Below are 22,558 nucleotides of genomic sequence, written 5' to 3' on the forward strand. Positions count from 1 at the left end.
GATAAAACACAGAATATGTCTGCTAAAAAAAATGTCTATATTTGCTAAAAATAAAAAGAAATGCAACATATCATAGATCGTTTTATCAGTTATGTAACAATTGATACTGAATCAGATCCAAATTCGAAAACAACACCCAGTACAGAAAAACAATGGAATCTTGCCAATAAATTAGTTGAAGAGCTAAAAACAATTGGTTTAACAGATGTTACAATAGACGACAAAGCTTATATCATGGCGACACTGCCAAGCAATGTTGATCACGAAGTACCTACAATTGGATTTGTTTCTCATTTTGATACTTCTCCAGACTTTAGCGGTGCCAATGTAAAACCTCAAATAGTAGAGAATTACGACGGAAAAGATATTGTTTTAAATGCTGAAAAAAACATCATTTTATCTCCGGATTACTTCAAAGACTTATTACAATATAAAGGTCAAACAATTATTACCACTGACGGAACTACGTTGCTGGGTGCCGATGATAAAGCAGGAATCACGGAAATTGTTTCTGCAATGGAATACCTAATTCAGCATCCGGAAATTAAGCACGGAAAAATCAGAATTGGTTTTACGCCTGATGAAGAAATTGGCAGCGGTGCACATCATTTTGATGTCGAAAAATTTGGTGCTCAATGGGCTTATACCATGGACGGAAGCCAGATTGGCGAATTAGAATATGAAAATTTTAATGCTGCCGGAGCTAAAATTACTTTTAAAGGAAAAAGCGTTCATCCGGGTTATGCAAAAGGCAAAATGATTAACTCAATGCTTCTTGCCAATGAGTTTATTAATGAACTTCCTAAAGGAGAAACGCCGCAGGAAACTAAAGGTTACGAAGGATTTTTCCACGTACATCATTTAACAGGAAGTATTGAAGAAACAGTTTTAGAATTGATTATTCGTGATCATAACAAAAAGAAATTCGAAAAACGTAAAGAACTTATTGAAAAAATTACGAAGAAATTCAACAAAAAATTCGCGAAGAAATTTGGCGAAGATATTGTAATTTCAGAAGTAAGAGATCAATATTACAATATGAAAGAAAAAGTACTTCCGGTAAAACATATTGTAGATATTGCCGAAAAAGCAATGCGCGAATTAAACATCAAACCAATCATAAAACCTATTCGCGGAGGTACTGACGGATCGCAGCTGTCTTTTATGGGACTACCTTGTCCTAATATTTTTGCCGGCGGACACAACTTCCACGGAAAGTATGAATATGTTCCTGCAGAAAGCATCCAGAAAGCAACTGAGGTTATTGTGAAAATCGCAGAACTTACCGCAATTCCTGGTATTTTTGATATAAAAGAAAATTCTAAAGTGAAAAAATAATTGGATTCTGCTTCCGAAAATAAAGGCATCTGGAAATACAGCAGTCAATGGGAAGAAGAATTACTTCTTCTTAAAGCTGTCATTGATAAAACTGAACTAAGCGAAACCACAAAATGGGGAGGTTCAGTGTATGTTTATCAAAAGAAAAATGTAATTGGTTTAGGAGGTTTTAAAGATTATTTTGCGATTTGGTTTTTCAATGGTGTTTTTCTAAAAGACAACAAAAAGAAGCTGACTAATGCTCAGGAAGATAAAACAAAATCATTGCGTCAATGGCGTTTTAAATCGAAAGAAGAAATAAACGAGACCGCAATTATAGAATACATCTTAGAAGCAATTGAAAATGAAAAACAAGGAAAAATCATTAAACCTTCAAAGAAAGAAGCCATAATTTCAGAACTTCTTGAAAAGGAAATGATTCAAAATCCTCTTTTAAAAGAAGCTTTCCAAAAGTTTAGCCCGTATAAACAATATGAGTTTCTGGAATATATTGAAAGTGCCAAACAAGAGAAAACAAAACTTTCGAGAATTGAAAAAGTGATTCCGATGATTTTGGCGAATGTTGGGTTGAACGATAAATACAGGTAGTTTAATTTAAAACTATACGAAAGACCTTTGTCAGAGTTTTAAACTTTGACAAAGGTTTTTTCTTTACGGCAAAGTATTGTCATTTCTTCGGCTGTAATAACACACTTAGTGCAGTTATACAAAACAAAAAAATCCCAAACTCCATTGTGAAGTTTGGGATTTATTATTTTAGAATTTCTTTTTTTACAAAAAAATTAAGCCTTTTTATTCAAAGCGGCACTCAATTCTAAAGAAATAGCTGAACGCTCTATTTTTAATTTTCCTGACATAGTTTCGATGACAACTGAAGTTTCAGCAAGCTCAACAACTTTACCATGAAAACCACTTTTAGTAATTATTTTATCACCTACTTTTAGGCCGCTTTCAAATTCTTTTTCGTTTTTTGCTCTTTTTTGTTGTGGTCTGATCATGAAAAAATAGATTACCACGAACATTAATAGGAATGGCGCAAATTGAGTTAATTGTCCCATAATTTAAATTCTGTTTTTGATTTATATTAATATTTTTTTTAAGGACTCTTCGACTTCGCTCAGAGTGACACTCAAAAATTAATTTTTATTCATTTTTACATCAAACCTCTACCCACTTTTACCATCTTTTTGTTGGCTTCAAGCTCTTTTACAAGGTTATCTAAAATTCCGTTGATAAAAATACTGCTTTTTGGTGTAGAATACTCTTTTGCAATTTCTAAATATTCGTTAAGAGTTACTTTTACTGGAATTGAAGGGAATTTCAAGAACTCGCAGATCGCCATTTTTAAGATAATAGTATCAATTTCAGCAATCCTTTCACTATCCCAGTTTGGAGTTTTATCGTCATATTCCTTTGCTAAAACCGATTCGTTTAAAACTGTTCTTCTAAATAAATCTTTTGCAAAATCTTTATCTTCAACGTCTTTATACAATTTAGGAACTCTAAAATCGTCTGGATCTTCTGTTTTAATTGCTTTTAACTGTTTGATAATATGTGTATTTACAACCGGAATATCATCAACCCAAGTTAATTTATCATCCTCCAAATATTCATATAATTTGTCATTTGGAACAATCACTTCTGCAAATAAATCAGCAACAAACTGTTTATCTTCCTCAAAAGTATTAATGTTATTGCTCATGTATTTTTTATACAAATCGCTTGCTTTTATATCATTTAAAAGCAAAATAATATAATCATCGTTTAATGACCAATTGTTGATTTTACGATTTTCTAAAGCAATACTAAGGGAATTACTTTCGGCAAGAAGCTGAAAGATTTTGTTTTTGATGAACTTTTCGTTCGGATTACGTTCTGCTGCAGTAGCAAGATGTTTTTTACTTGACAAATGCAAAAATACCGATTCTTTTTTGCAAATTTCAATCAATGAAGAAAGCATTATAAGATATAAGTCCTGAATATTATCTATACTGTAAAAAAGAAACTTCTCTTCTTTTTCCAGATTATCAGAACCGCTTTGGTGCATTGCATAAATGGATTGCATTACTTTAACGCGTATGTGTCTTCTATTTACCACCTTGTAAGAACATTTAAAAATTAGTCTGCAAAATTAGGAATTTCAATCCTGATATTAAAATTAATTCGTAAAAAAGTCGTCGTTTAAGTGGTCAGTTTTCAGAATTTAGTGGTTAGTCTGATTTGAAGTAAATCATTTATCAGTATTTAGTGAGCAGTCCAGTATATTGACAAAAAAAATCTCAGCTTACAGACCAAACTGTAAACTGAGACTAAATGCTATATATTGAACACTAAAAAAGTCAACACTGAATACTAATTACTTTTTAGCGTTTTCAATTTTTCTTGCATCAATACGATTTTGAGCAATTGTAAGCGCAGCTTTATGAGTTGTGATTCCGTTTTTTACAGCGTAATCAATAATTTCTAAAGTAGTATTATAGATGTTTTCGGTTTTAGCCATGATTTCAGATTTACCATAATGCTCTAATTCAGCATAAACATTGATAATTCCACCAGCATTGATCAAGAAATCCGGAGCATATAAAATACCTCTTTCCTGCAGTCTTGCACCGTGAACATTTTCATCAGCCAATTGGTTGTTTGCTGCACCAGCAATAACTTTCGCTTTAATTTTGTTTACTGTGTCGTCGTTAATTGTTGCCCCCATTGCACATGGTGCGTAGATATCAACATCGGCAGTATACAAATCTTCGCCTGTATAAATTGATGCGTTATATTTTGAAGCAACCTGGTATAATTTTTCTTCATTAATATCTGTAATTGTAACCTGAGCTCCTTCTTTAGTTAAATATTCAACCAGAGTTTCACCCACGTGTCCAATTCCCTGAACTAAAACTTTTTTACCATCCAGAACATCAGAACCAAACTGACTTTTAGCAGCGGCTTTCATTCCTAAATAAACTCCGTAAGCTGTTACAGGAGAAGGATTTCCAGAACCACCTCTTTCTTCAGAGATTCCGGTAACATAAGGTGTTACATCTCTTACAGTGTCCATGTCTTTCGTTTCCATTCCAACATCTTCAGCTGTAATATATCTTCCGCTTAAAGAATGTACAAACTCACCAAACTTACGCATTAATTCAGGCGTTTTTTGTGTTTTTGCATCTCCAATAATAACCGCTTTTCCACCGCCAATATTCAGACCGGTAATAGCTGATTTATAAGTCATACCTCTAGAAAGACGCAAAACATCATTTAACGCTTCCCACTCAGTATTGTAATTCCACATTCTTGTGCCTCCTAAGGCTGGTCCCATAACAGAATTATGAATACCAATAATTGCTTTTAAACCTGTATCTTTGTCATTGCAAAATACAATTTGTTCGTGATCATCAAAAGATAACTGACCAAAAACAGGGTCCATTTTTTGAAGTTCCTTTCCAGTTGCGAAAGCTGCATTCATAGTGTTAGTTTTAATTTGTTTAGAAATTATGAATTCGTCAAAAAGACAATCCAAACATAAACAATATATATATATGTGCTAATTTTTTATCTTTAAAATAACAATTTTACAATATAATTGTTTTGATTAAATTTCATTTTATTATAATTTTATTTAATAATAATTCATAAATTTAAATCAATTCAATATCGAATTTCTTAAAAAAATGAAAGAATTAAGCTATTTAAATAAATATTTCATCAAATATAAATACAGTTTTTCTCTAGGTATTTTAATCACCATAATCGCACAAATATTCTTTTTATTTACTCCAAAGCTAGTCAGTAAGTCTTTTGATATCATCGAGAAATTTCTAAAATTATCAGAAACAGATCAAAAATCATCGATACTAATTAACCATTACGAGCAGGATTTAATTCATAACATCCTCTTAATCATAGGAAGTGCAATTATTGGAGGATTCCTTACTTTTTTAATGCGGCAGACTTTAATTGTAATGTCACGCCATATTGAGTTTGATTTAAAAAATGAAGTTTTCAAGCAGTATGAAGTTCTTACTCAAAATTTCTACAAACAAAATCGCACCGGAGATTTAATGAATAGAATCAGTGAAGATGTTTCAAAAGTTCGTATGTATGTTGGACCTGCAGTAATGTACACCATTAACACTTTTATTCGTTTTGCCATCGTACTGCTATATATGTATAATGTTTCGCCTCTACTTACTTTATACACCATACTTCCACTGCCTATTTTATCGTATTGTATCTTTAAACTGAGTTCTGAAATCAATAAACGAAGCACCACATTTCAGCAGTATTTATCTAAAGTTTCAAGTTTTACTCAGGAAATATTTTCAGGAATCAGAGTTATAAAAGCCTATTCATTAGAAAATCAGCATCAAAACAATATGGTTGATCTTGCCGAAGAAAGCAAACGCAAAAGCTTAGATCTTGCCAAAGTACAATCGCTGTTTGGACCTTTAATGATTGCCCTTATCGGAATTAGTAACTTAGTAGTCATTTACTTTGGAGGCGTTATGTACATTAATGGGACTATCCCTAATATAGGAACTATTGCCGAATTTATCTTATATGTAAATATGCTTACCTGGCCTGTTGCTTCTCTTGGATGGGTATCCTCTATGGTTCAGGAAGCCGAAGCTTCTCAAAAACGATTAAATGAATTTTTGAAGATTGAACCAGAAATTAAAAATAACAATACAAATTCATCCGATATTCAGGGTGAAATTGCTTTTCAAAATGTTAGTTACACTTACGAAGATACCAATATCGAAGCCCTTAAAGAGCTATCTTTTACCGTAAAAAAAGGAGAAACACTGGCTATTTTAGGCAAAACAGGTTCTGGAAAATCTACAATTTTATCCTTGATTTCACGTTTGTATGATGTTACCAATGGAAAAATAACAATTGACGGAAACGAAATCAGTACTTTAAACTTAAATGATTTAAGAAACAGTATCGGAATTGTGCCTCAGGACGCTTTCTTGTTTTCGGATACTATTAAAAATAACATCAAATTCGGAAATCAAAATGCTTCTGACGAAGAAGTTATTGCAGCAGCTAAAAACGCTGTAGTACATGACAATATTATTGCTTTTAACAAGCAATACGACACCATTTTGGGCGAAAGGGGCATTACACTTTCTGGTGGACAAAAGCAACGTGTGTCTATCGCGAGGGCTATTATTAAAAATCCGGCGATTTTGCTTTTTGATGATTGTTTGTCTGCAGTTGATACAGAAACTGAAGAAACAATTCTAAATAATTTATTTGAGTTTTGTAAAGATAAAACTACAATAATTGTCAGTCATAGAGTTTCTTCAGCTAAAAATGCCGACAAAATCATCATTCTTGAAAATGGTAGGATTATTCAACAAGGCTCTCATAATCAATTAATAAATCAAGAAGGTTATTATGCATCGTTATATTTAAAACAACTTTCGGAAAAAGAATTACTTTAATTGTTGCGTAATCGATAAATTTTTATGATTTTTGAGTACTATTAATTCCAAAAATGATAGAACGTATTATGAGAGAAAATGACATGTTAGAAAAAGAAGAGATTTTTTCTAAAGTATTACGAGCAGGAAGAAGAACTTATTTCTTTGATGTGAGAGCTACTAAAGCTGACGATTATTATATCACGATTACCGAAAGCAAAAAATTTACTGAAGAAGATGGTTCTTTTCATTTTAAGAAACACAAAATTTATTTATACAAAGAAGATTTTAGTGCTTTTGCTGAAATATTAGAAGAAATGACTTCGTACGTTTTAAACCACAAAGGCGAAGAAGTAATCTCTGAAAGACATCAAAAAGATTTCAAAAAAGAATACGGTTCTGATAAAGCTGAAACACACAGAACAAGCTTTACTGATATTGATTTTGACGATATTTAGTCTGATATAACTTTTTTTTAAAGAAAGTACAAGTCCAATGTGTCCAGCATTTTGGACTTTTTTTATACATTTAAATTCTCAATTTTAATTTTTTAGGTTTTTTGGAATTTTTGAGATTTGGATTTTAAAATTTGAGATTATTAAAAGCAATAAACTATTTAAAATGAAAAAAATAACACTTTTACTTTGTTTCTTATTTATTGGAATCTCTTCATTTTCTCAAAATTCAGAATACGAAACAAAATCAAACATTCAATATCATAATACAGCAACCAACAAAGCTGACAATTATATTAACGAAAGATGTGTTCTGGACATTTATTATCCAAAAAACACAAAAGGCTTTGCTACTATTGTTTGGTTTCATGGAGGAGGATTAACAGGCGGTGATAAAGAGATTCCGGAAGCTTTAAAAAATAAAGGTTTTGCCATTATTGGAGTTAATTACAGGCTTTCGCCGAAAGTAAAAGCAGCAAAAGCGATTGAAGATGCCGCGGCTGCAGTAAGCTGGGCATTTAACAATATTACTCATTATGGAGGTGACCCTTCATCAATATTTGTTTCAGGACATTCGGCAGGTGGATATTTGGGAATGATGATTGGTTTGGATAAAAAATATCTTCAAAAAGAAGGGATTGATGCGAATAGAATTGCCGGTCTTATCCCGTTCAGCGGACAATGTATCACACACTTTGAAATTAGACAAGAAAACGGAATTCCGGAAAAACAGCCTACAATTGATGCTTTTGCACCTTTATACCACGTTCGCGCAGATGCTCCGCCGCTTTTATTGATTACAGGAGACCGCGAATTAGAAATGTTAGGCCGATATGAAGAAAACGCTTATATGGCCAGAATGATGAAATTAGTGGGGCATACACAAACAAAACTGTATGAATTAGACGGCTACGGCCACGGCATGACTGAACCTGCTTTTCCTTTATTGGTAAACGAAGTCAACCGAATTTTAAAAGAGAAACAAACTAAAAAATAACATATAATTCCACGGCAATGGAAACACAACTTTTAATTTTACCGGGATTAGGAAATTCCGGAGAGAAACACTGGCAGACCTTTTGGCATGAAAAATTCAAAAACTCAATTCGTTTAATTCAGGACAATTGGGATGAGCCTGTTCGAGAAGACTGGATTTCACGTCTAAACGAAGCCGTTGTAAAACTCGAAAAACCAACTATTTTAGTGGCGCACAGCCTGGCTGTTTCATTAGTTTTACATTGGGCAGAAACCAATTCAAATAAAAATATTATTGGCGCTTTATTAGTAGCTCCTGCCGATGTTGATTCACCTGAACATACTCCGGATATTATTAGAAATTTTTCTCCAATGCCGCTCTATAAATTGCCTTTCCCTTCAATAGTTGTGGCCAGCGAAAATGATCCGTACGCTTTATTTGAAAGAAAACAATATTTTGCAGAAAAATGGGGAAGTGATTTTGTAAATGTTGGCGAACTTGGCCACATTAACTCTGATTCTGATTTAAGATATTGGGAAGAAGGTCAGTTGATATTGCAGAAGTTGATTGAGAAAGTTTCTTAGCATACACTCTCAGTCACAGTTTTCAGTTTTTAATATGCTGATCACTGTGACTGAGACTGAAAACTGCGGCTGCAAACTATCCTATACGCAGTCCATTTGCTATTTTAAAATCGGGAGCCAATAAAATAACATCCCCCTCCTCGCCTACAGCGCCTAGAACCAGACATTCACTCATAAATTTTCCAATTTGCTTTTTAGGAAAATTTACAACAGCAACGATTTGTCTGTTTACCAAATCTTCTTTTTTGTATCGTTTTGTAATTTGTGCAGATGATTTTCTAATACCAATTTCGACACCAAAATCTATTGTGAGCTGAAAAGCAGGTTTTCTGGCTTCAGGAAAATCATTTACTTCAATAATTGTTCCTACGCGCATATCTGTTCTTTCAAATTCATTCCAGGTTAAATCCATTTTTAAAATTGTTTATTTACAAACCTATAAATTTTGTAAGTAATACAACTAATTCTATAACCTGTTTTTTCATACTACCATTAATTTTACTACATATATACGAGTAACTAATTAGTAAAAAATATAAACAATGGAAAATAGTGTAATAAATGCCAATCCAACTCTTAGAGATTTAGATTTTGATATACAACAATTAAATACGGATAAATATATTGAAACGGCCAAAAATGTAAAGCTTTATGTAAAAGATTACGGAAAAGGAAAACCGGTTATTTTAATTCACGGATGGCCGCTTTCTAATGAAATGTGGGAATATCAAATTGATTTTTTGGTTAAAAATAATTACCGCGTAATTGCTTATGACCGCCGTGGTTTTGGTAAATCCTCTCAGCCTTGGGATGGATACGATTATGATACTTTAACTGATGATTTAAGTGAAATTATAGAACAACTTCAATTAGAAAATGTGACTTTGGTAGGTTTCTCAATGGGAGGCGGCGAAGTAGTTCGTTACTTTAGCAGACATCAGGGAAAAGGTGTAGTCAAAGCAGCTTTAATTTCGTCTATTATTCCATTTTTATTAAAAACCGAAGATAATCCCGAAGGACGTCCAAAAGAAAAAACGGAAGCAACTGCAGCTTCAATACACGAAGACAGAATTGGCTTTTTAGATAATTTTGGTAAAACCTTTTTTGGAGTAAATATTATTAATAAACCATTAAGCACTCCTTTGTTGGAGTATTACCGAAATTTATGTTCTGCAGCTTCTCCAAGAGCAACATTGCAATGCGGAGAGTCATTAAATACTACTGATTTTAGAGATGAACTTCATACGATTAAGGTTCCGACTTTAATAATTCACGGAGACGATGATAAAAATGTTCCTATTGAAGTCAGCTCCGAAAAAACAGCAAAAGCAATTCAAAACAATACTTTCATTGTTTACGAAGGTGCGCCGCACGGCTTATTCTATACCGAAAAAGATAAATTAAATAAAGACTTACTTGAATTTTTAAATTCATAAAAATAAATTTAGCCAAAGATTGAACAGATTTAAGTGATTTTTTTTTAGATTAAATTTTATTTAAAATTATTAAATCTGTTCAATCTCTGTTTAAAAAAATTACTCCATTCAGAAAAATAACATTTTTTCTTGTGCTCTTTTTTTTACAGAATTTTAAAGCTATTTTTGAGAATTAATATTCAATAAAAATGGCACGAACTTCTTCAAATATGATTTCGCTTGGAACAATTGCTCCAGAATTTAATCTACCGGATACAAATTCGAATAACATGTATTCGTTTGAGGATTTAAAAGGATCAAAAGGAACTCTTGTTATTTTTATGTGCAATCATTGTCCGTTTGTGCTTCATGTAATCAATGAAATCGTTATGATTGCCAATGATTATCGTGTTCAGGGACTTGGCGTAATTGCTGTCTCAAGCAATGATATTGTAAAATATCCCGAAGATAGTCCAGAATTAATGACTGATTTTGCTTTAGAACATAAAATTGATTTTCCATATTTGTTTGATGAAACTCAGGAAACGGCCAAAGCTTATGACGCTGCCTGTACGCCTGATTTTTATTTATTCGACAATCAGGATCGCTTGTTTTACAGAGGACAATTAGATGATTCAAGGCCCGGAAACGGAATTCCGTTAAGCGGAACTGACTTAAGAAATGCTATTGATGCCTTGATTTATAATCGAACTTTAAATGAAATTCAGAAACCAAGTATTGGCTGTAATATCAAATGGAAATAAAGATTGCCAGCATTTAAAAAACTTTACCTATCTTTGTAAATCAAATTAACATTCCTCATTGTGAGCACTATAACAATATTTACAGTTTCTGCTTTGCAGTTTTCTTTTAGAAGAAGACCGCTTTCTGCTGTATTTATTTCGCATAGTAAGGCCTTTATCAATTAGGCCTCCGTCTATTTCATTTCTTCTTTCAGGCGGAGGATTTACATCAATTTAAACATTTATTTATTTGACAAAATGAATTTTGGTCAGATATTTTTTTGTTTTTCAAATTAACCATTTTAAGTATTTTCCTGCTTTAAAAAGCAGGTTACCAAATAACTTGTTTTAAAAAGCATAAAAGAAGAAAAATCATTCAAAAAATAAAACAATAAATTCAATATAGATATGAAACCAACACCCACTTTCTGTAAATCAGATTATCAATTTTTAAGAGAATTGATTTTAAAAAGTAAAAATTCAACAAATACTAAAGAAGCAAATCAGCTTTCACAAGAATTAGACCGTGCTGTAATAAGTAAAGAGAGCGAACTGGACAATTCAGTTATCAGGATCAATTCTCTAGTAACAATTGAAGATGTAAACGCAAAAAAACAAATGAAAATTCAAATCGTTTTACCATCAGCAGCAGATGTAAAACAATCTAAAATTTCAATTCTGGCACCTTTAAGTGTAGCTATTATTGGTTTTAAAGAAAATGATGAAGTTGATTGGGAACTGCCGGCCGGCATAAAAACTTTAAAAATAATTGCGGTAGATAATACGGCTGTACATCATTCATAACTTTTTAAACACCTCATTCTGTGAAGGTGTTTTTTTATATCTAATTGAAAACAAAAAACCTGTCCAATACTTTATTGAACAGGTTTTTTGTTTTTTTTGAAATACAAATTACAATTGCGAATGAAGATAATTTGTTATCGAAGCCATTTTTATATCGTCAAGCTTTGCTTTCTTCTGCATGCGAACCAAAATGGGCTGCCATTCTTCTTTACTAAATTTAGTTGGCTCATATAGTTTATGACATCTTACACAACTGTTTTCGTACAAATTTTTACCTTCTGCTAATTCTGGCGTTAATTCAACAGATGCTACTGTTTCTGCTGCGGGCGTCGTAACTGCAGAAGCAACAGCAGTTGATTTTGTTGAGCTGCACGCGGCTAAAAATAATACCGAAAAAGTGATACTTACTATTCTTAATTTCATCTTGTTTTTGTTTCGTTTTTAAGTAAAAATAAAAAAATCCCATTCGATAACCGAATGGGATTCTAGTTTAAAACAATTTTAAATTGTCTTATATATTCTTATTTCACGTCCATTAACTCAACGTCAAAAATCAATGTTGCATTTGGCGGAATAACTCCTCCAGCTCCAGCTGGTCCGTATCCTAAATCAGAAGGAATTACAAAACGAGCTTTGTCTCCAACTTGTAATAAAGCAATACCTTCGTCCCATCCTTCGATAACTTGTCCAACTCCTAATTTAAATTCGATTGGTTTTTTGCGTGGGTAAGATGAGTCAAAAACTTTTCCGTTTTCTAACGATCCTTCGTAGTGAACAGAAACTGTTTTTCCAGCTTCAGCTCTTTTACCTTCACCTTTTTGAATCATTTTGTAACGTAAACCGCTTTCTGTTTTATCAAAACCAGCCGCTAATTGTTCCATTTTCGCTTCAGATTCTGCTTTTAAAGCTGCTTCACGTTTTAGACGTGCCCCTTTTAAACCAACAAAAGCTTCAATTGCATTCCATTTTTGAGCTTCTTCACCTACTCTGATAATCTCTAAAGTTTCTAAAGCATCTCCTTGAGCTACTGCATCAACAATATCTTGTCCTTCTACAACGTAACCAAAAACACTATGTTTTCCGTCTAACCAAGGAGTTGGAACGTGTGTAATGAAAAATTGAGAACCATTACTACCAGGACCAGAGTTAGCCATAGATAAAACTCCCGGACGATCGTGTTTTAAACTTGATACAAATTCGTCATCAAATTTATAACCAGGATCTCCAGTTCCAGTTCCTTTAGGACATCCACCCTGAATCATAAAATCAGGAATTACTCTATGAAAGTTTAATCCGTCATAGAATTTTTGTCCTTGAGGTTTTACTTTATTTTCCATATTTCCTTCTGCAAGAGCAACAAAGTTCCCTACAGTTCCAGGTGTCAAATCGTGTGTAAGTTTTACTAAAATCGAACCTTTGCTTGTGTTGAATTTAGCGTATATTCCGTTTTCCATTGTTGTTATTTTTTAATTGAACGCAAATTTACAAATTAATTCTCTATCATTTTGCGTGAAAAATACAAGTATCCTTAATTACTAAATTTTCAAGATTAATAACTGATATTTTCGTATCCTCATCAAAATTGTTTGTCCGTTTTACAATTTTACCATACGGTCTTCTTTTTAAGAATATCGTATCGTTTCTTAGAATTGTGTTCTCATCAAAAACGATTATATCACTTAATCCGCATGGAATTCCGCATTTCCAGACATATTTTTTTATTTCTTCATCAGAAAGTGTCTTTTGACAACCTATAATCAAAAATAAGCCTGCAAAAACTGCCGTTTTTTTCATTTTAAACTTGTTTTTTAGACTTAGTTTTATAAGTCAATCCGTAAACAACTAATGATAATAACGATAAAATGACACATCCTATTGTAACAGCATGCCATCCACCCAGTTTCCACAATAATAATCCGTAAGCAGATCCTGCAGCAGTTCCTAAAAAGCTAAACGACATAAATACTGTATTTAGTCTGTTTCTGGCTTCTGGCAATAATGAATAAACTCGTGTTTGATTTGAAATATGAACACCCTGAATTCCAATGTCGATAAATACAATTCCAATTGCAATTCCAATTACGCTTTCTATAGCAAAATAGAAAACCAAGAAGCTTATCAATATCAATAAACAACCATATCCTACTGCAATTCTGGAATTTCCTTTATCACCAATTCTTCCAACTAAAGGCGCGGCTAAAGCTCCAGATGCACCTACAATTCCAAATAAACCAATTGTGGCGCTATTAAAATGAAACGGCTCTCCTGAAAGCAATAAAACCATTGTAGTCCAGAACGCTCCAAACTGAGCAAAACTGAATACGTTGATTGCCGTTGCTTCGCGCAGAACCGGCTGTGTTTTTATAAGAGTAAATAAGGATTGAATTAATTGGCCGTAAGTTCCTTTAAACTGAGGTTTATTAACTGGAAATTTACTTTGAATGACAAAAAAGATTAAGAGACAAATTCCGGCCGCAATAAAAAACATCGATCTCCAGCCCAAAACCTGCCCTATAAAACCACTTAAGGTTCTGGAAAGTAAAATTCCGACTAATAAACCGCTCATGATGGTTCCAATAACTTTTCCTCTTTGTTCAGGCGTACTTAATGAAGCAGCCAAAGGCAAAATAAGCTGTGGCACTATCGAGGTTATTCCAATTAACAAAGAAGCAATTTGTAAAATAAGAAAACTCTTGGCCGTTGCAGCAATAAGCAAAGCAATAACTGAAGCAAAAGTGGTAATTAATATCTGTTTTTTTCGTTCTAATTTATCGCCAAGCGGCACCATAAAAAACAAACCAATAGCGTATCCGGCCTGAGTTAAATATGTGATGGTTCCGGCGCTGGCTTCCGGAATTTTAAATTCGTTGGCAATTAAAACAATTAAAGGCTGGCAGTAATAAAGATTTGCAACTATAAGACCAGTGCAAACTGCCATAAACAGGACGTTGGTTTTAGATAAATTCATTTTGCAAAAATACCGATCTAATCTTAATCAAAACTTTAAAATAATTATAAAATTTATAAATTTAAGATCAGATCGAGGTTTTTAAATGATAATTCTCTTGATTTAAAATTTTTAAGGTTTGAGAAAATCTTCTCTTGCCGGGCCAAAAACATCTGTAAGCATACCACTTTCTAAGCATACAACTCCATGAATTGCGTGGGGCGGAATGTAAAAACTATCGCCTTCTTTTAAAGTTTCCGTTACGCCGTTTATCGTTACATCAAATTTTCCGCTTGCCACATACGTAACTTGTGTATGATAATGTTCGTGCAAAACACCAATTCCTCCGGTTTCAAAATGTACATTTACAAGCATAACTCTGTCATCAAAAGCCAGAATTTTGCGTTTGATTCCTTCTCCTACTACTTCCCACTCTATTTCGTCTCCTTTTATAAACTCTTTGCTTGTTCCTATATCCGACATAACTTTCAAAATTGATTTTTACAAAAATAAGACATTTTGATGATTATCTTTAAATCAATTGTTTTGAAATAAAATCAGCACTTGCTTTAATAGACTGAAATGAATTTACTGCAAAATTATTTTCCTGTTCTACAAAAAAATGAACGAGTCCGGATTGTTTTGCTTCTTTAAAGAAAGGCTTAAAATCAATTAATCCAGATCCGACTTCTGTATTCAGCGTCTGATTTTTTTTATCCATATCCTTGACGTGCCACATTTTGAAACGTCCGGGATTTGCTTTGAATAATTGCAGCGGATCATATCCTGAGAAAATTACCCAATACAAATCTAATTCAAAGTAAACTAGTTTTTTATCTGTTTCATTCAATAAAATCTCATAACCCGTGATGCCGTCATGTTTTTGAAACTCGAAATCATGATTATGATAGGCTAATTTTAAACCCGCATCTGCACACATTTTTGAGGCCTGATTTAATCGTGAAGCAATTTTTTTATAATCATCAATATTTTTTCTAAAAGGTTCATCAACCCACGGAACAGTTAAAAATTCACTTTTAAGAATCTTTGCTGCTTCAATTGAAGCTATGAGTTCAGTTGTATTTCCATCATATAAAAAACTTCCTAAATTATAATGTCCGCTTACTGCTTTTAAATTATTTTCATCTAAAATCTTTTTTAATTCAATTGAAGACAATCCCCAAAACTGATCTTTAATCGAAAAACCATACGTTTCTACATTCGTATATCCTGAAGCGGCCACTTTTTCTAAAGTCGTATTTACATTTTTTGGAAGTTCTTCGCGCAATGTGTACAACTGCAAACCTATTTCTTTCTTTTTCATAGAAAATGCTAATGAGGGTAAAGCCAAAACTGCTGTCGCAGCAAGGCTGGTATGAATTAAAAAATTTCTTCTTGTGATCATCTTAATTATAATTCAAAATGTGGCTTGATCAATGAATAATATCTAAATCTTTTTTCATATCCAGATATTCTTCAGTTAAATTATTTCTTTTAAAATAATTTTCTAAATTGGTCAGTCTGTTCTTATTATCATACTTAATACATGAACTTAATTTTTGCTGACAAACAGAACATAATCGTATCGAATGTCTGTCAGTTTCGCTCATACTATTGGTTCCATTCATAACGCAATTTGCATTTGTACAATGATGTAAACCAAACATATGTCCAATTTCATGAGAACTAATTTTAAGTAATCGGGATAAACAGAGATTAAAATTCTCAGAAGTCAATTCTCCATCCTGCAGTCTGTAAATAGAACTTACTCCCACTTTATCCCGATAAGACGCCAATCCAAAAACATAATTCCATTCTGGTTTCGGGTATAAATCGACTTCAGAAAGTCCCATTAAGGCAATTCTGTTTAGAGGTTTTTCTTTCTTTAAAATGCTGTCCAAAAGATAGCCTGCCAGAAATTGTTCATGATTTTCATAAAGCATTCTTCTAGCCGATTTGGGAACGACATTATTTGAAATTGCTTCTAAAGTTTTTGTTTTTAATTGAAAGTAAATTTCCAGATATTCATTTAATAATTCTATCTGTTTTTTTTGCAATACAGTAAAATTTCCGATAGGTCGTATATAAATAATATTCGACTCCTTTGTTGGAACAATATGTTTAGATTTTTCATATTGTTCAAAAGTCTGCCCATTTTCTTTATGCGAAAACAACCAATCTCCATAAGCAGGTTTTCCTAGTTTAACATCATTAATTTCAATACTTTTGAAATACGGATCTTTGGGCTTGGGCTGGGATTTATTATCTGAATCTTTCTGTTTGTTACAAGCGCAAAATAATAGAAGAAGGAAGATGGTTATTTTTTTCATTTATTTCTTTGAATCTATTTAAAAAGCAATTTTAAATTAATTCCTTAAAAATAAACTTTTCGTCATAATCGACTTCAAATTTTTCAAGAAAATTCATGTACTCTTCTCTAAATTTTCTTTTCATGACGCTGTTCTTGATTCTCAATATAATTATAACGGCATTTAATTGAGATTTGCTATATGAAAATGCTCCATATCCTTCTTGCCATTCAAGAAAAAAAAATCAATCCTAGTATGAATTTGTTCCGTAGAGACTACATTTATTTGGCTGTCAACAAATTCATTCCGTGAATCTTTTGGGAATCTATTGCCTGTGGAGGATAATTCTGTTTCTCTTTTCTTGTTGAAGTCACTTTCCCATCTTTATTTATATATACATAATTGTAGTTCCAATAATTTTGTCCTGCTATTTTTGAACCATCAGAATGCTCCATGTTAGTAAAAACCTGATCTGCATATACCAGGATTTCACCATTCTCATTGTCAGCTAAGGTTCTGACAGGTGATCCCCATGTTTTAATTAGTTTTGATTTTGATTCTCCTATCGCAACTTCCATCGAATTTTTAGTACTGGAGCAAGAAACAAGAAGAACAAACATAACGGTCATTAGTAGTATCTTTTTCATAAAGTTAGTTTTTGGGTCTGTATTACTTGTTTTTTATATAATTAAGCATTGTAATAATACCTGAAATTAATACTTATTTATTTACACAATTATAATCGAATGTTATATAATTGTCATTTAACATTCTGTAAAACAACATATTGAACTTTAAAGTTTTTTATAACAAAAAATGTATTAAAAGAAGGTTTCAAATTATTTGCTTTTCGTTTTTTAGAATGCCAATTATTAACTTGTATCTTTGCATCCTAGAATAATTACAGAAAAAAATGCGAATTGACATTATAACGATTTTGCCGGAATTATTAAGAAGTCCGTTTGAGGCTTCGATTATGAAACGTGCTATAGATAAAGGTTTAGTAGAAGTACATTTTCATAATTTACGCGATTATACCACCAATAAACAAAAAAGCGTAGATGATTATCAGTTTGGCGGAGGTGCCGGAATGGTTATGATGGTACAGCCAATAGATGATTGTATTACACATTTAAAAAGCCAGCGCGAATACGACGAAATTATTTATATGTCGCCCGATGGTGAAACTTTAAACCAAAAAATGGCGAATAAAATGTCGATGTATGAAAACATAATCATTTTATGCGGACATTATAAAGGTGTTGATCAACGTGTAAGAGATCATTTTATTACCAAAGAAATTTCTATTGGCGATTATGTTTTATCTGGCGGAGAATTAGGCGCTTTAGTTTTATCTGACGCATTAATTCGCTTAATCCCTGGTGTTTTAAGTGATGAAACCTCAGCTTTGACTGATAGTTTTCAGGATAATTTACTTTCAGGACCAATATATACAAGACCAGCAGATTATAAAGGATGGAAAGTCCCTGAAGTTTTAACAAGCGGACATTTTGCTAAAATTGAAAAATGGCGTGAAGACAAGGCATACGAACATACAAAAAACAGACGTCCGGATTTATTAGAAGATCATTAGAAAAAGTTTACAGTCACAGTTTTCAGTTTAATTTTGATAACTGAAAAACTGTGACCGATAACTGTGACTGAAAACTATCCGTCGTAATTCATCGAAACAATCGCTTGGTTTGTTAGTTCGATATCTAAAATATGATCTTGAGAAAAAGTGTCTCCTACTGAAATCAAAGTTTCAATATCTCCTGAATTATTAAGCGTTATTTGAATACTGTAAATATCTAAAGTATCATACCAATAATCATTGGCTTGTATATTAGTAAATTCATTGTTTTGATTGTAAAATTTAATTAATTCGTTTTTGCAATCTGAAAGCCCGTTGATATGTTTAAAAATTGTATCTGAATATTTTTCAATATCCAAATCAGGAATATATATAGAGATTTTTCCTTTTACATTTTTATTGAATATTACAATCTCCTTTTGAGGGATTTCAAACTTATTATTATCTTCCTTAGAAATTTTAAAATCTGATAAAGTCAGCTTAGGCAGTTCTTTCTTTTCCTTAAGTTTTCTAATATCTTTTATACTAAAATTATTACCATGTGATTTGGCTTTTTGCTCCATTACATATAATTTAGAAACCTCTTTATTGTTACTCAAGTCTACAATTTCTTTAAAAACTTCATACGCCGATTTATGAAACCCTAAAAGAATATATACGTTTGAAAGTACTAAATTATCTTCTTTACTTTTGTCCACATTCTCCAATTCATAAAGCAGATCATAAATGTTTTCTACACTTTCTTTTGAGTCGTTTGATTTTCTAAATGCATTAGAAAACTCAATATATTGTTTCAAATAATTTTTCTCCATTCAATTTTATCCTATAATTGCATTCTGTTTATTACGAATATAAGATTTCTATTTCTTAAAAGTAAAAGAAAGACTTTATTTGGGGGATTTTAAAAAGGAAAAAACTTAAAATTATGACTAAAAAACTCATACTAATACCCCTTTTATCAGCGGCTTAAAATAATTTACAATTTATAATTCATAATTTATATTTATTTTCTACATTTGCACCCGAATTAGACTAACCTCTGGCGAGATCCGTGAATGTTACTCTATTAAACTATAATAATAAAATTATCATGGCAGATTTATTAAAATTCGTTCAAACCGAATTCGTTGCTAAAAAAGATTTCCCTGCTTTTGGAGCTGGAGATACTATCACAGTTTTCTACGAAATTAAAGAGGGTGAAAAAACAAGAACTCAGTTTTTTAAAGGAGTTGTTATTCAAAGAAGAGGTTCTGGTAACACAGAAACTTTCACGATTCGTAAAATGTCTGGAGCTATTGGAGTTGAGCGTATCTTCCCAGTAAACTTACCAGCTTTACAAAAAATCGAAATCAACAAAAAAGGTGCAGTTCGTAGAGCTAGAATTTTCTACTTCAGAGAACTTACTGGTAAAAAAGCTAAGATTAAAGATAAAAGAAGATAATCATTTATCAATCTGTTATAAAAAACTCGTTTCATACTATTTGAAACGAGTTTTTTTTATGTCTTTTTTTTAACCAATATCAAAACTGTAATTTTTTAATATCAAAATCATCGATTTAGCAATTTTACGAAATCGTATTAGCAATCTGATAATTTCAGCAATTATCAGGAAATCTAAACCGTTTTCGGACTGTTTTTATTATATTTGCTCCGCTCGTTTTGAGCCGACATATACCTTTTACATCGCCATTCTTTGACGACACGATTATAAAAAAAAAAAAAAATGACACAGAATTCAAAAATTTTTTACACCTTAACTGATGAGGCGCCATTATTGGCGACGTACTCTTTATTACCTATTGTTCAGGCTTTTACATCTACTGCTGGTATTGCTATTGAAACTAGAGATATCTCTTTGGCAGGAAGAATTTTATCTAATTTTCCTGAGTCTTTAACAGATGCTCAAAAAACAGGAGATGCTCTTGCAGAACTTGGTCAATTAGCTACGCAGCCAGAAGCTAACATTATCAAGTTACCAAACATTTCGGCATCTGTACCACAATTAAAAGCGGCTATTGCTGAATTACAATCTCACGGTTACAACATTCCTAATTTCCCGGAAGATCCTCAAAATGATGCTGAAAAGGAAATTAAAGCAAAATATGCAAAAGTATTAGGTTCTGCTGTAAACCCTGTTTTACGTGAAGGAAACTCAGATCGTAGAGCGCCAAGAGCAGTTAAAAACTTTGCAAAAGCAAATCCACACTCAATGGGTGCATGGTCTGCTGACTCAAAAACTAAGGTAGCTTCAATGACTGGAGGTGATTTTTACGGAAGTGAAAAATCATTGACTGTAAACGAAGCAAACGATGTAAAAATCGAATTTGTTGCAAAAGACGGAACTACAACTGTTTTAAAAGCAAGCACGCCGCTTAAAGCTGGAGAAATCATCGACAGCTCTGTTTTAAGTGTAAAAAAATTAAAATCTTTTGCTGCTGATGCCATTGCCGAAGCTAAAAAAGAAGGTGTTTTACTTTCTGTGCATTTAAAAGCTACAATGATGAAAGTTTCAGATCCAATTATCTTTGGCGCTATCGTTGAAGTATATTTTGCTGATCTTTTCAAAAAATACGAAACTTTATTTGCAGAATTAAACGTTGATACTAAAAATGGCTTAGGTGATATCTATGCTAAAATTGCAGGAAGACCTGAGCAGGCTGAAGTTGAAGCTGATATTACTAAAGCTATCGAAAACGGACCAGCTTTAGCAATGGTTAATTCTGATAAAGGAATTACAAACTTACACGTTCCTTCTGATGTTATTGTTGATGCTTCTATGCCGGCAATGATTCGTACTTCTGGACAAATGTGGAACAAAGAAGGTAAGGCACAAGATACAATTGCAGTTATTCCAGATCGTTCTTATTCTGGAATTTACACAGCAACTATAGATTTCTGTAAAAAACACGGTGCTTTTGATCCTAAAACAATGGGAAGTGTTCCTAACGTTGGATTAATGGCTCAAAAAGCAGAAGAATACGGATCTCACGATAAAACTTTTCAAATAAAAGGTGATGGTGTTGTTCGCGTTGTTGATGCAAACGGAACTGTTTTAATGGAACAAAACGTTGAAACAAACGATATTTTCAGAATGTGCCAGGCAAAAGATGCTCCTATTCAGGACTGGGTTAAATTGGCTGTAAACAGAGCTCGTTTATCTAGTACTCCGGCCGTTTTCTGGTTAGACGAAAACAGAGCACACGATAGAGAATTAATCGTAAAAGTTCAAAAATATCTTAAAGACTACGATACTACAAACTTAGATATCCGTATTTTAAACCCGGTTGCTGCTACAGAATTTACTTTAGACAGAATCATCAAAGGTTTAGATACTATCTCTGTAACAGGAAACGTTTTACGTGATTACCTTACAGATTTATTCCCAATTTTAGAATTAGGAACTTCTGCAAAAATGTTATCTATCGTTCCTTTAATGAATGGTGGCGGATTATTCGAAACCGGTGCTGGTGGATCTGCTCCTAAACACGTTGAGCAATTTACAGAAGAAGGATATTTACGTTGGGATTCATTAGGAGAATTTTTAGCTCTTGGTGCTTCATTAGAGCATTTAGGGCAAACTTTAGACAATTCTAAAGCAATTGTTTTAGCTGAAACTCTAGACGAAGCAAATGATAAATTCTTAGCAAACGATAAATCTCCGGCTCGTAAAGTGGGGCAGATTGACAATCGTGGTTCTCACTTTTACCTTGCATTCTACTGGGCTCAGGCTTTAGCTGCTCAAAATAAAGATGCAGAATTGAAAGCGATCTTTACTCCAATTGCTGCTGAATTTGAAGCAAACGAAGCTAAAATCGATGCAGAATTAATTGATGCACAAGGAAAAGCTCAAAGTATTGGCGGTTATTACCAGCCAACTCCTGAGTTAATAAGCAAAGCTATGCGTCCTAGCGAAACATTCAATGCTATTATTGCTAAAATTAAATAATTTAAACGCACAGCGTGCGTC

General features: G+C 32.6%; 25 protein-coding genes. 12 read left to right on the forward strand and 13 right to left on the reverse strand.

The features are described from left to right. Positions 1-60: 60 nt before the first annotated feature. Positions 61-1,338 carry a peptidase T gene (pepT, locus tag L1276_RS11925; RefSeq protein ID WP_253788066.1) on the forward strand — a complete coding sequence of 426 codons (1,278 nt, stop codon included), beginning with the start codon at positions 61-63 and terminating at the stop codon, positions 1,336-1,338. After that, positions 1,339-1,926: a YdeI family protein gene (locus L1276_RS11930; protein ID WP_253788067.1), complete on the forward strand. Its 588-nt coding sequence runs from the start codon at positions 1,339-1,341 to the stop codon at positions 1,924-1,926. It abuts the gene before it with no gap. Positions 1,927-2,120: 194 nt separating this feature from the next. Here the strand turns inward: L1276_RS11930 and yajC are convergent, their stop codons facing one another. The 3 genes from yajC to L1276_RS11945 all read right to left on the reverse strand — a co-directional run bounded on the left by yajC (position 2,121) and on the right by L1276_RS11945 (position 4,801). After that, positions 2,121-2,396: a preprotein translocase subunit YajC gene (yajC, locus tag L1276_RS11935; RefSeq protein WP_253788068.1), complete on the reverse strand. Its 276-nt coding sequence runs from the start codon at positions 2,394-2,396 to the stop codon at positions 2,121-2,123. A 95-nt stretch (positions 2,397-2,491) separates the two neighbouring features. Beyond that, positions 2,492-3,403 carry a transcription antitermination factor NusB gene (gene nusB / locus L1276_RS11940; RefSeq protein ID WP_253788069.1) on the reverse strand — a complete coding sequence of 304 codons (912 nt, stop codon included), beginning with the start codon at positions 3,401-3,403 and terminating at the stop codon, positions 2,492-2,494. Positions 3,404-3,694: 291 nt separating this feature from the next. Beyond that, a complete protein-coding gene (locus L1276_RS11945; protein WP_305881997.1) occupies positions 3,695-4,801 on the reverse strand; it encodes a Glu/Leu/Phe/Val dehydrogenase in 1,107 nt (368 codons plus the stop codon). Positions 4,802-5,006: 205 nt separating this feature from the next. On the opposite strand from L1276_RS11945, the gene L1276_RS11950 reads away from it, so the two are divergent. From L1276_RS11950 to L1276_RS11965, 4 genes are all read left to right on the forward strand, one after another. After that, positions 5,007-6,785, forward strand: coding sequence for an ABC transporter ATP-binding protein (locus L1276_RS11950; protein ID WP_253788070.1), 1,779 nt, complete (start codon positions 5,007-5,009; stop codon positions 6,783-6,785). A gap of 68 nt (positions 6,786-6,853) precedes the next feature. Then, the gene (locus tag L1276_RS11955) at positions 6,854-7,222 is read left to right on the forward strand and encodes a PUR family DNA/RNA-binding protein (protein WP_253788533.1); all 369 of its coding nucleotides are present in this window, start codon (positions 6,854-6,856) and stop codon (positions 7,220-7,222) included. 163 nt (positions 7,223-7,385) lie between these two features. Next, the gene (locus L1276_RS11960; RefSeq protein ID WP_253788071.1) at positions 7,386-8,216 is read left to right on the forward strand and encodes an alpha/beta hydrolase; all 831 of its coding nucleotides are present in this window, start codon (positions 7,386-7,388) and stop codon (positions 8,214-8,216) included. 17 nt (positions 8,217-8,233) lie between these two features. After that, the gene (locus tag L1276_RS11965) at positions 8,234-8,779 is read left to right on the forward strand and encodes an alpha/beta hydrolase (protein ID WP_253788072.1); all 546 of its coding nucleotides are present in this window, start codon (positions 8,234-8,236) and stop codon (positions 8,777-8,779) included. Positions 8,780-8,855: 76 nt separating this feature from the next. Here L1276_RS11965 and L1276_RS11970 read toward each other — a convergent pair whose 3' ends face one another. Next, on the reverse strand, positions 8,856-9,191 hold the full coding sequence (locus tag L1276_RS11970) for a tRNA-binding protein (RefSeq protein ID WP_253788073.1): 336 nt from the start codon (positions 9,189-9,191) through the stop codon (positions 8,856-8,858). Between the two features lie 130 nt (positions 9,192-9,321). Between L1276_RS11970 and L1276_RS11975 the strand changes: the two genes are divergently transcribed. The 3 genes from L1276_RS11975 (at position 9,322) to L1276_RS11985 (ending at position 11,741) form a co-directional block, all read left to right on the forward strand. Continuing rightward, complete coding sequence (locus tag L1276_RS11975; protein WP_253788074.1) at positions 9,322-10,215, forward strand: alpha/beta fold hydrolase; 894 nt, start codon at positions 9,322-9,324, stop codon at positions 10,213-10,215. Between the two features lie 188 nt (positions 10,216-10,403). Then, positions 10,404-10,958, forward strand: coding sequence for a thioredoxin family protein (locus tag L1276_RS11980; protein WP_253788075.1), 555 nt, complete (start codon positions 10,404-10,406; stop codon positions 10,956-10,958). Positions 10,959-11,345: 387 nt separating this feature from the next. Beyond that, positions 11,346-11,741, forward strand: coding sequence for a GreA/GreB family elongation factor (locus L1276_RS11985; RefSeq protein ID WP_253788076.1), 396 nt, complete (start codon positions 11,346-11,348; stop codon positions 11,739-11,741). A gap of 108 nt (positions 11,742-11,849) precedes the next feature. Here L1276_RS11985 and L1276_RS11990 read toward each other — a convergent pair whose 3' ends face one another. From L1276_RS11990 to L1276_RS12025, 8 genes are all read right to left on the reverse strand, one after another. After that, a complete protein-coding gene (locus L1276_RS11990) occupies positions 11,850-12,164 on the reverse strand; it encodes a cytochrome c (RefSeq protein ID WP_253788078.1) in 315 nt (104 codons plus the stop codon). Between the two features lie 98 nt (positions 12,165-12,262). Next, the gene (locus tag L1276_RS11995) at positions 12,263-13,195 is read right to left on the reverse strand and encodes a peptidylprolyl isomerase (protein ID WP_253788080.1); all 933 of its coding nucleotides are present in this window, start codon (positions 13,193-13,195) and stop codon (positions 12,263-12,265) included. A gap of 46 nt (positions 13,196-13,241) precedes the next feature. Beyond that, entirely contained in the window at positions 13,242-13,535 is a 294-nt protein-coding gene (locus L1276_RS12000; protein WP_253788082.1) for a hypothetical protein, read from the reverse strand. Between the two features lies 1 nt (position 13,536). Then, entirely contained in the window at positions 13,537-14,679 is a 1,143-nt protein-coding gene (locus L1276_RS12005) for an MFS transporter (RefSeq protein ID WP_253788084.1), read from the reverse strand. 141 nt (positions 14,680-14,820) lie between these two features. Beyond that, a complete protein-coding gene (locus tag L1276_RS12010) occupies positions 14,821-15,171 on the reverse strand; it encodes a cupin domain-containing protein (RefSeq protein WP_253788086.1) in 351 nt (116 codons plus the stop codon). Positions 15,172-15,220: 49 nt separating this feature from the next. Further along, positions 15,221-16,093 carry a TIM barrel protein gene (locus L1276_RS12015; protein ID WP_253788088.1) on the reverse strand — a complete coding sequence of 291 codons (873 nt, stop codon included), beginning with the start codon at positions 16,091-16,093 and terminating at the stop codon, positions 15,221-15,223. 28 nt (positions 16,094-16,121) lie between these two features. Further along, positions 16,122-17,018, reverse strand: a complete 897-nt coding sequence (locus tag L1276_RS12020; RefSeq protein ID WP_253788090.1) for an archaemetzincin family Zn-dependent metalloprotease — start codon at positions 17,016-17,018, stop codon at positions 16,122-16,124. 260 nt (positions 17,019-17,278) lie between these two features. Beyond that, a complete protein-coding gene (locus L1276_RS12025; protein ID WP_253788092.1) occupies positions 17,279-17,644 on the reverse strand; it encodes a hypothetical protein in 366 nt (121 codons plus the stop codon). A 266-nt stretch (positions 17,645-17,910) separates the two neighbouring features. Between L1276_RS12025 and trmD the strand changes: the two genes are divergently transcribed. After that, positions 17,911-18,591 (forward strand): tRNA (guanosine(37)-N1)-methyltransferase TrmD, encoded by a 681-nt coding sequence (trmD, locus tag L1276_RS12030; RefSeq protein ID WP_253788094.1) that lies wholly within the window; start codon positions 17,911-17,913, stop codon positions 18,589-18,591. Between the two features lie 74 nt (positions 18,592-18,665). Here trmD and L1276_RS12035 read toward each other — a convergent pair whose 3' ends face one another. After that, entirely contained in the window at positions 18,666-19,403 is a 738-nt protein-coding gene (locus L1276_RS12035) for a hypothetical protein (protein WP_253788096.1), read from the reverse strand. A 278-nt stretch (positions 19,404-19,681) separates the two neighbouring features. On the opposite strand from L1276_RS12035, the gene rplS reads away from it, so the two are divergent. Together rplS and L1276_RS12045 are read left to right on the forward strand one after the other, a co-directional pair. Next, positions 19,682-20,032, forward strand: coding sequence for a 50S ribosomal protein L19 (rplS, locus tag L1276_RS12040; protein WP_253788098.1), 351 nt, complete (start codon positions 19,682-19,684; stop codon positions 20,030-20,032). A 282-nt stretch (positions 20,033-20,314) separates the two neighbouring features. Continuing rightward, on the forward strand, positions 20,315-22,537 hold the full coding sequence (locus L1276_RS12045; RefSeq protein WP_253788100.1) for an NADP-dependent isocitrate dehydrogenase: 2,223 nt from the start codon (positions 20,315-20,317) through the stop codon (positions 22,535-22,537). The last annotated feature ends 21 nt before the right edge of the window (positions 22,538-22,558 follow it).

Source organism: Flavobacterium sp. HSC-32F16, from assembly GCF_024171645.1.
Taxonomy (GTDB): domain Bacteria; phylum Bacteroidota; class Bacteroidia; order Flavobacteriales; family Flavobacteriaceae; genus Flavobacterium.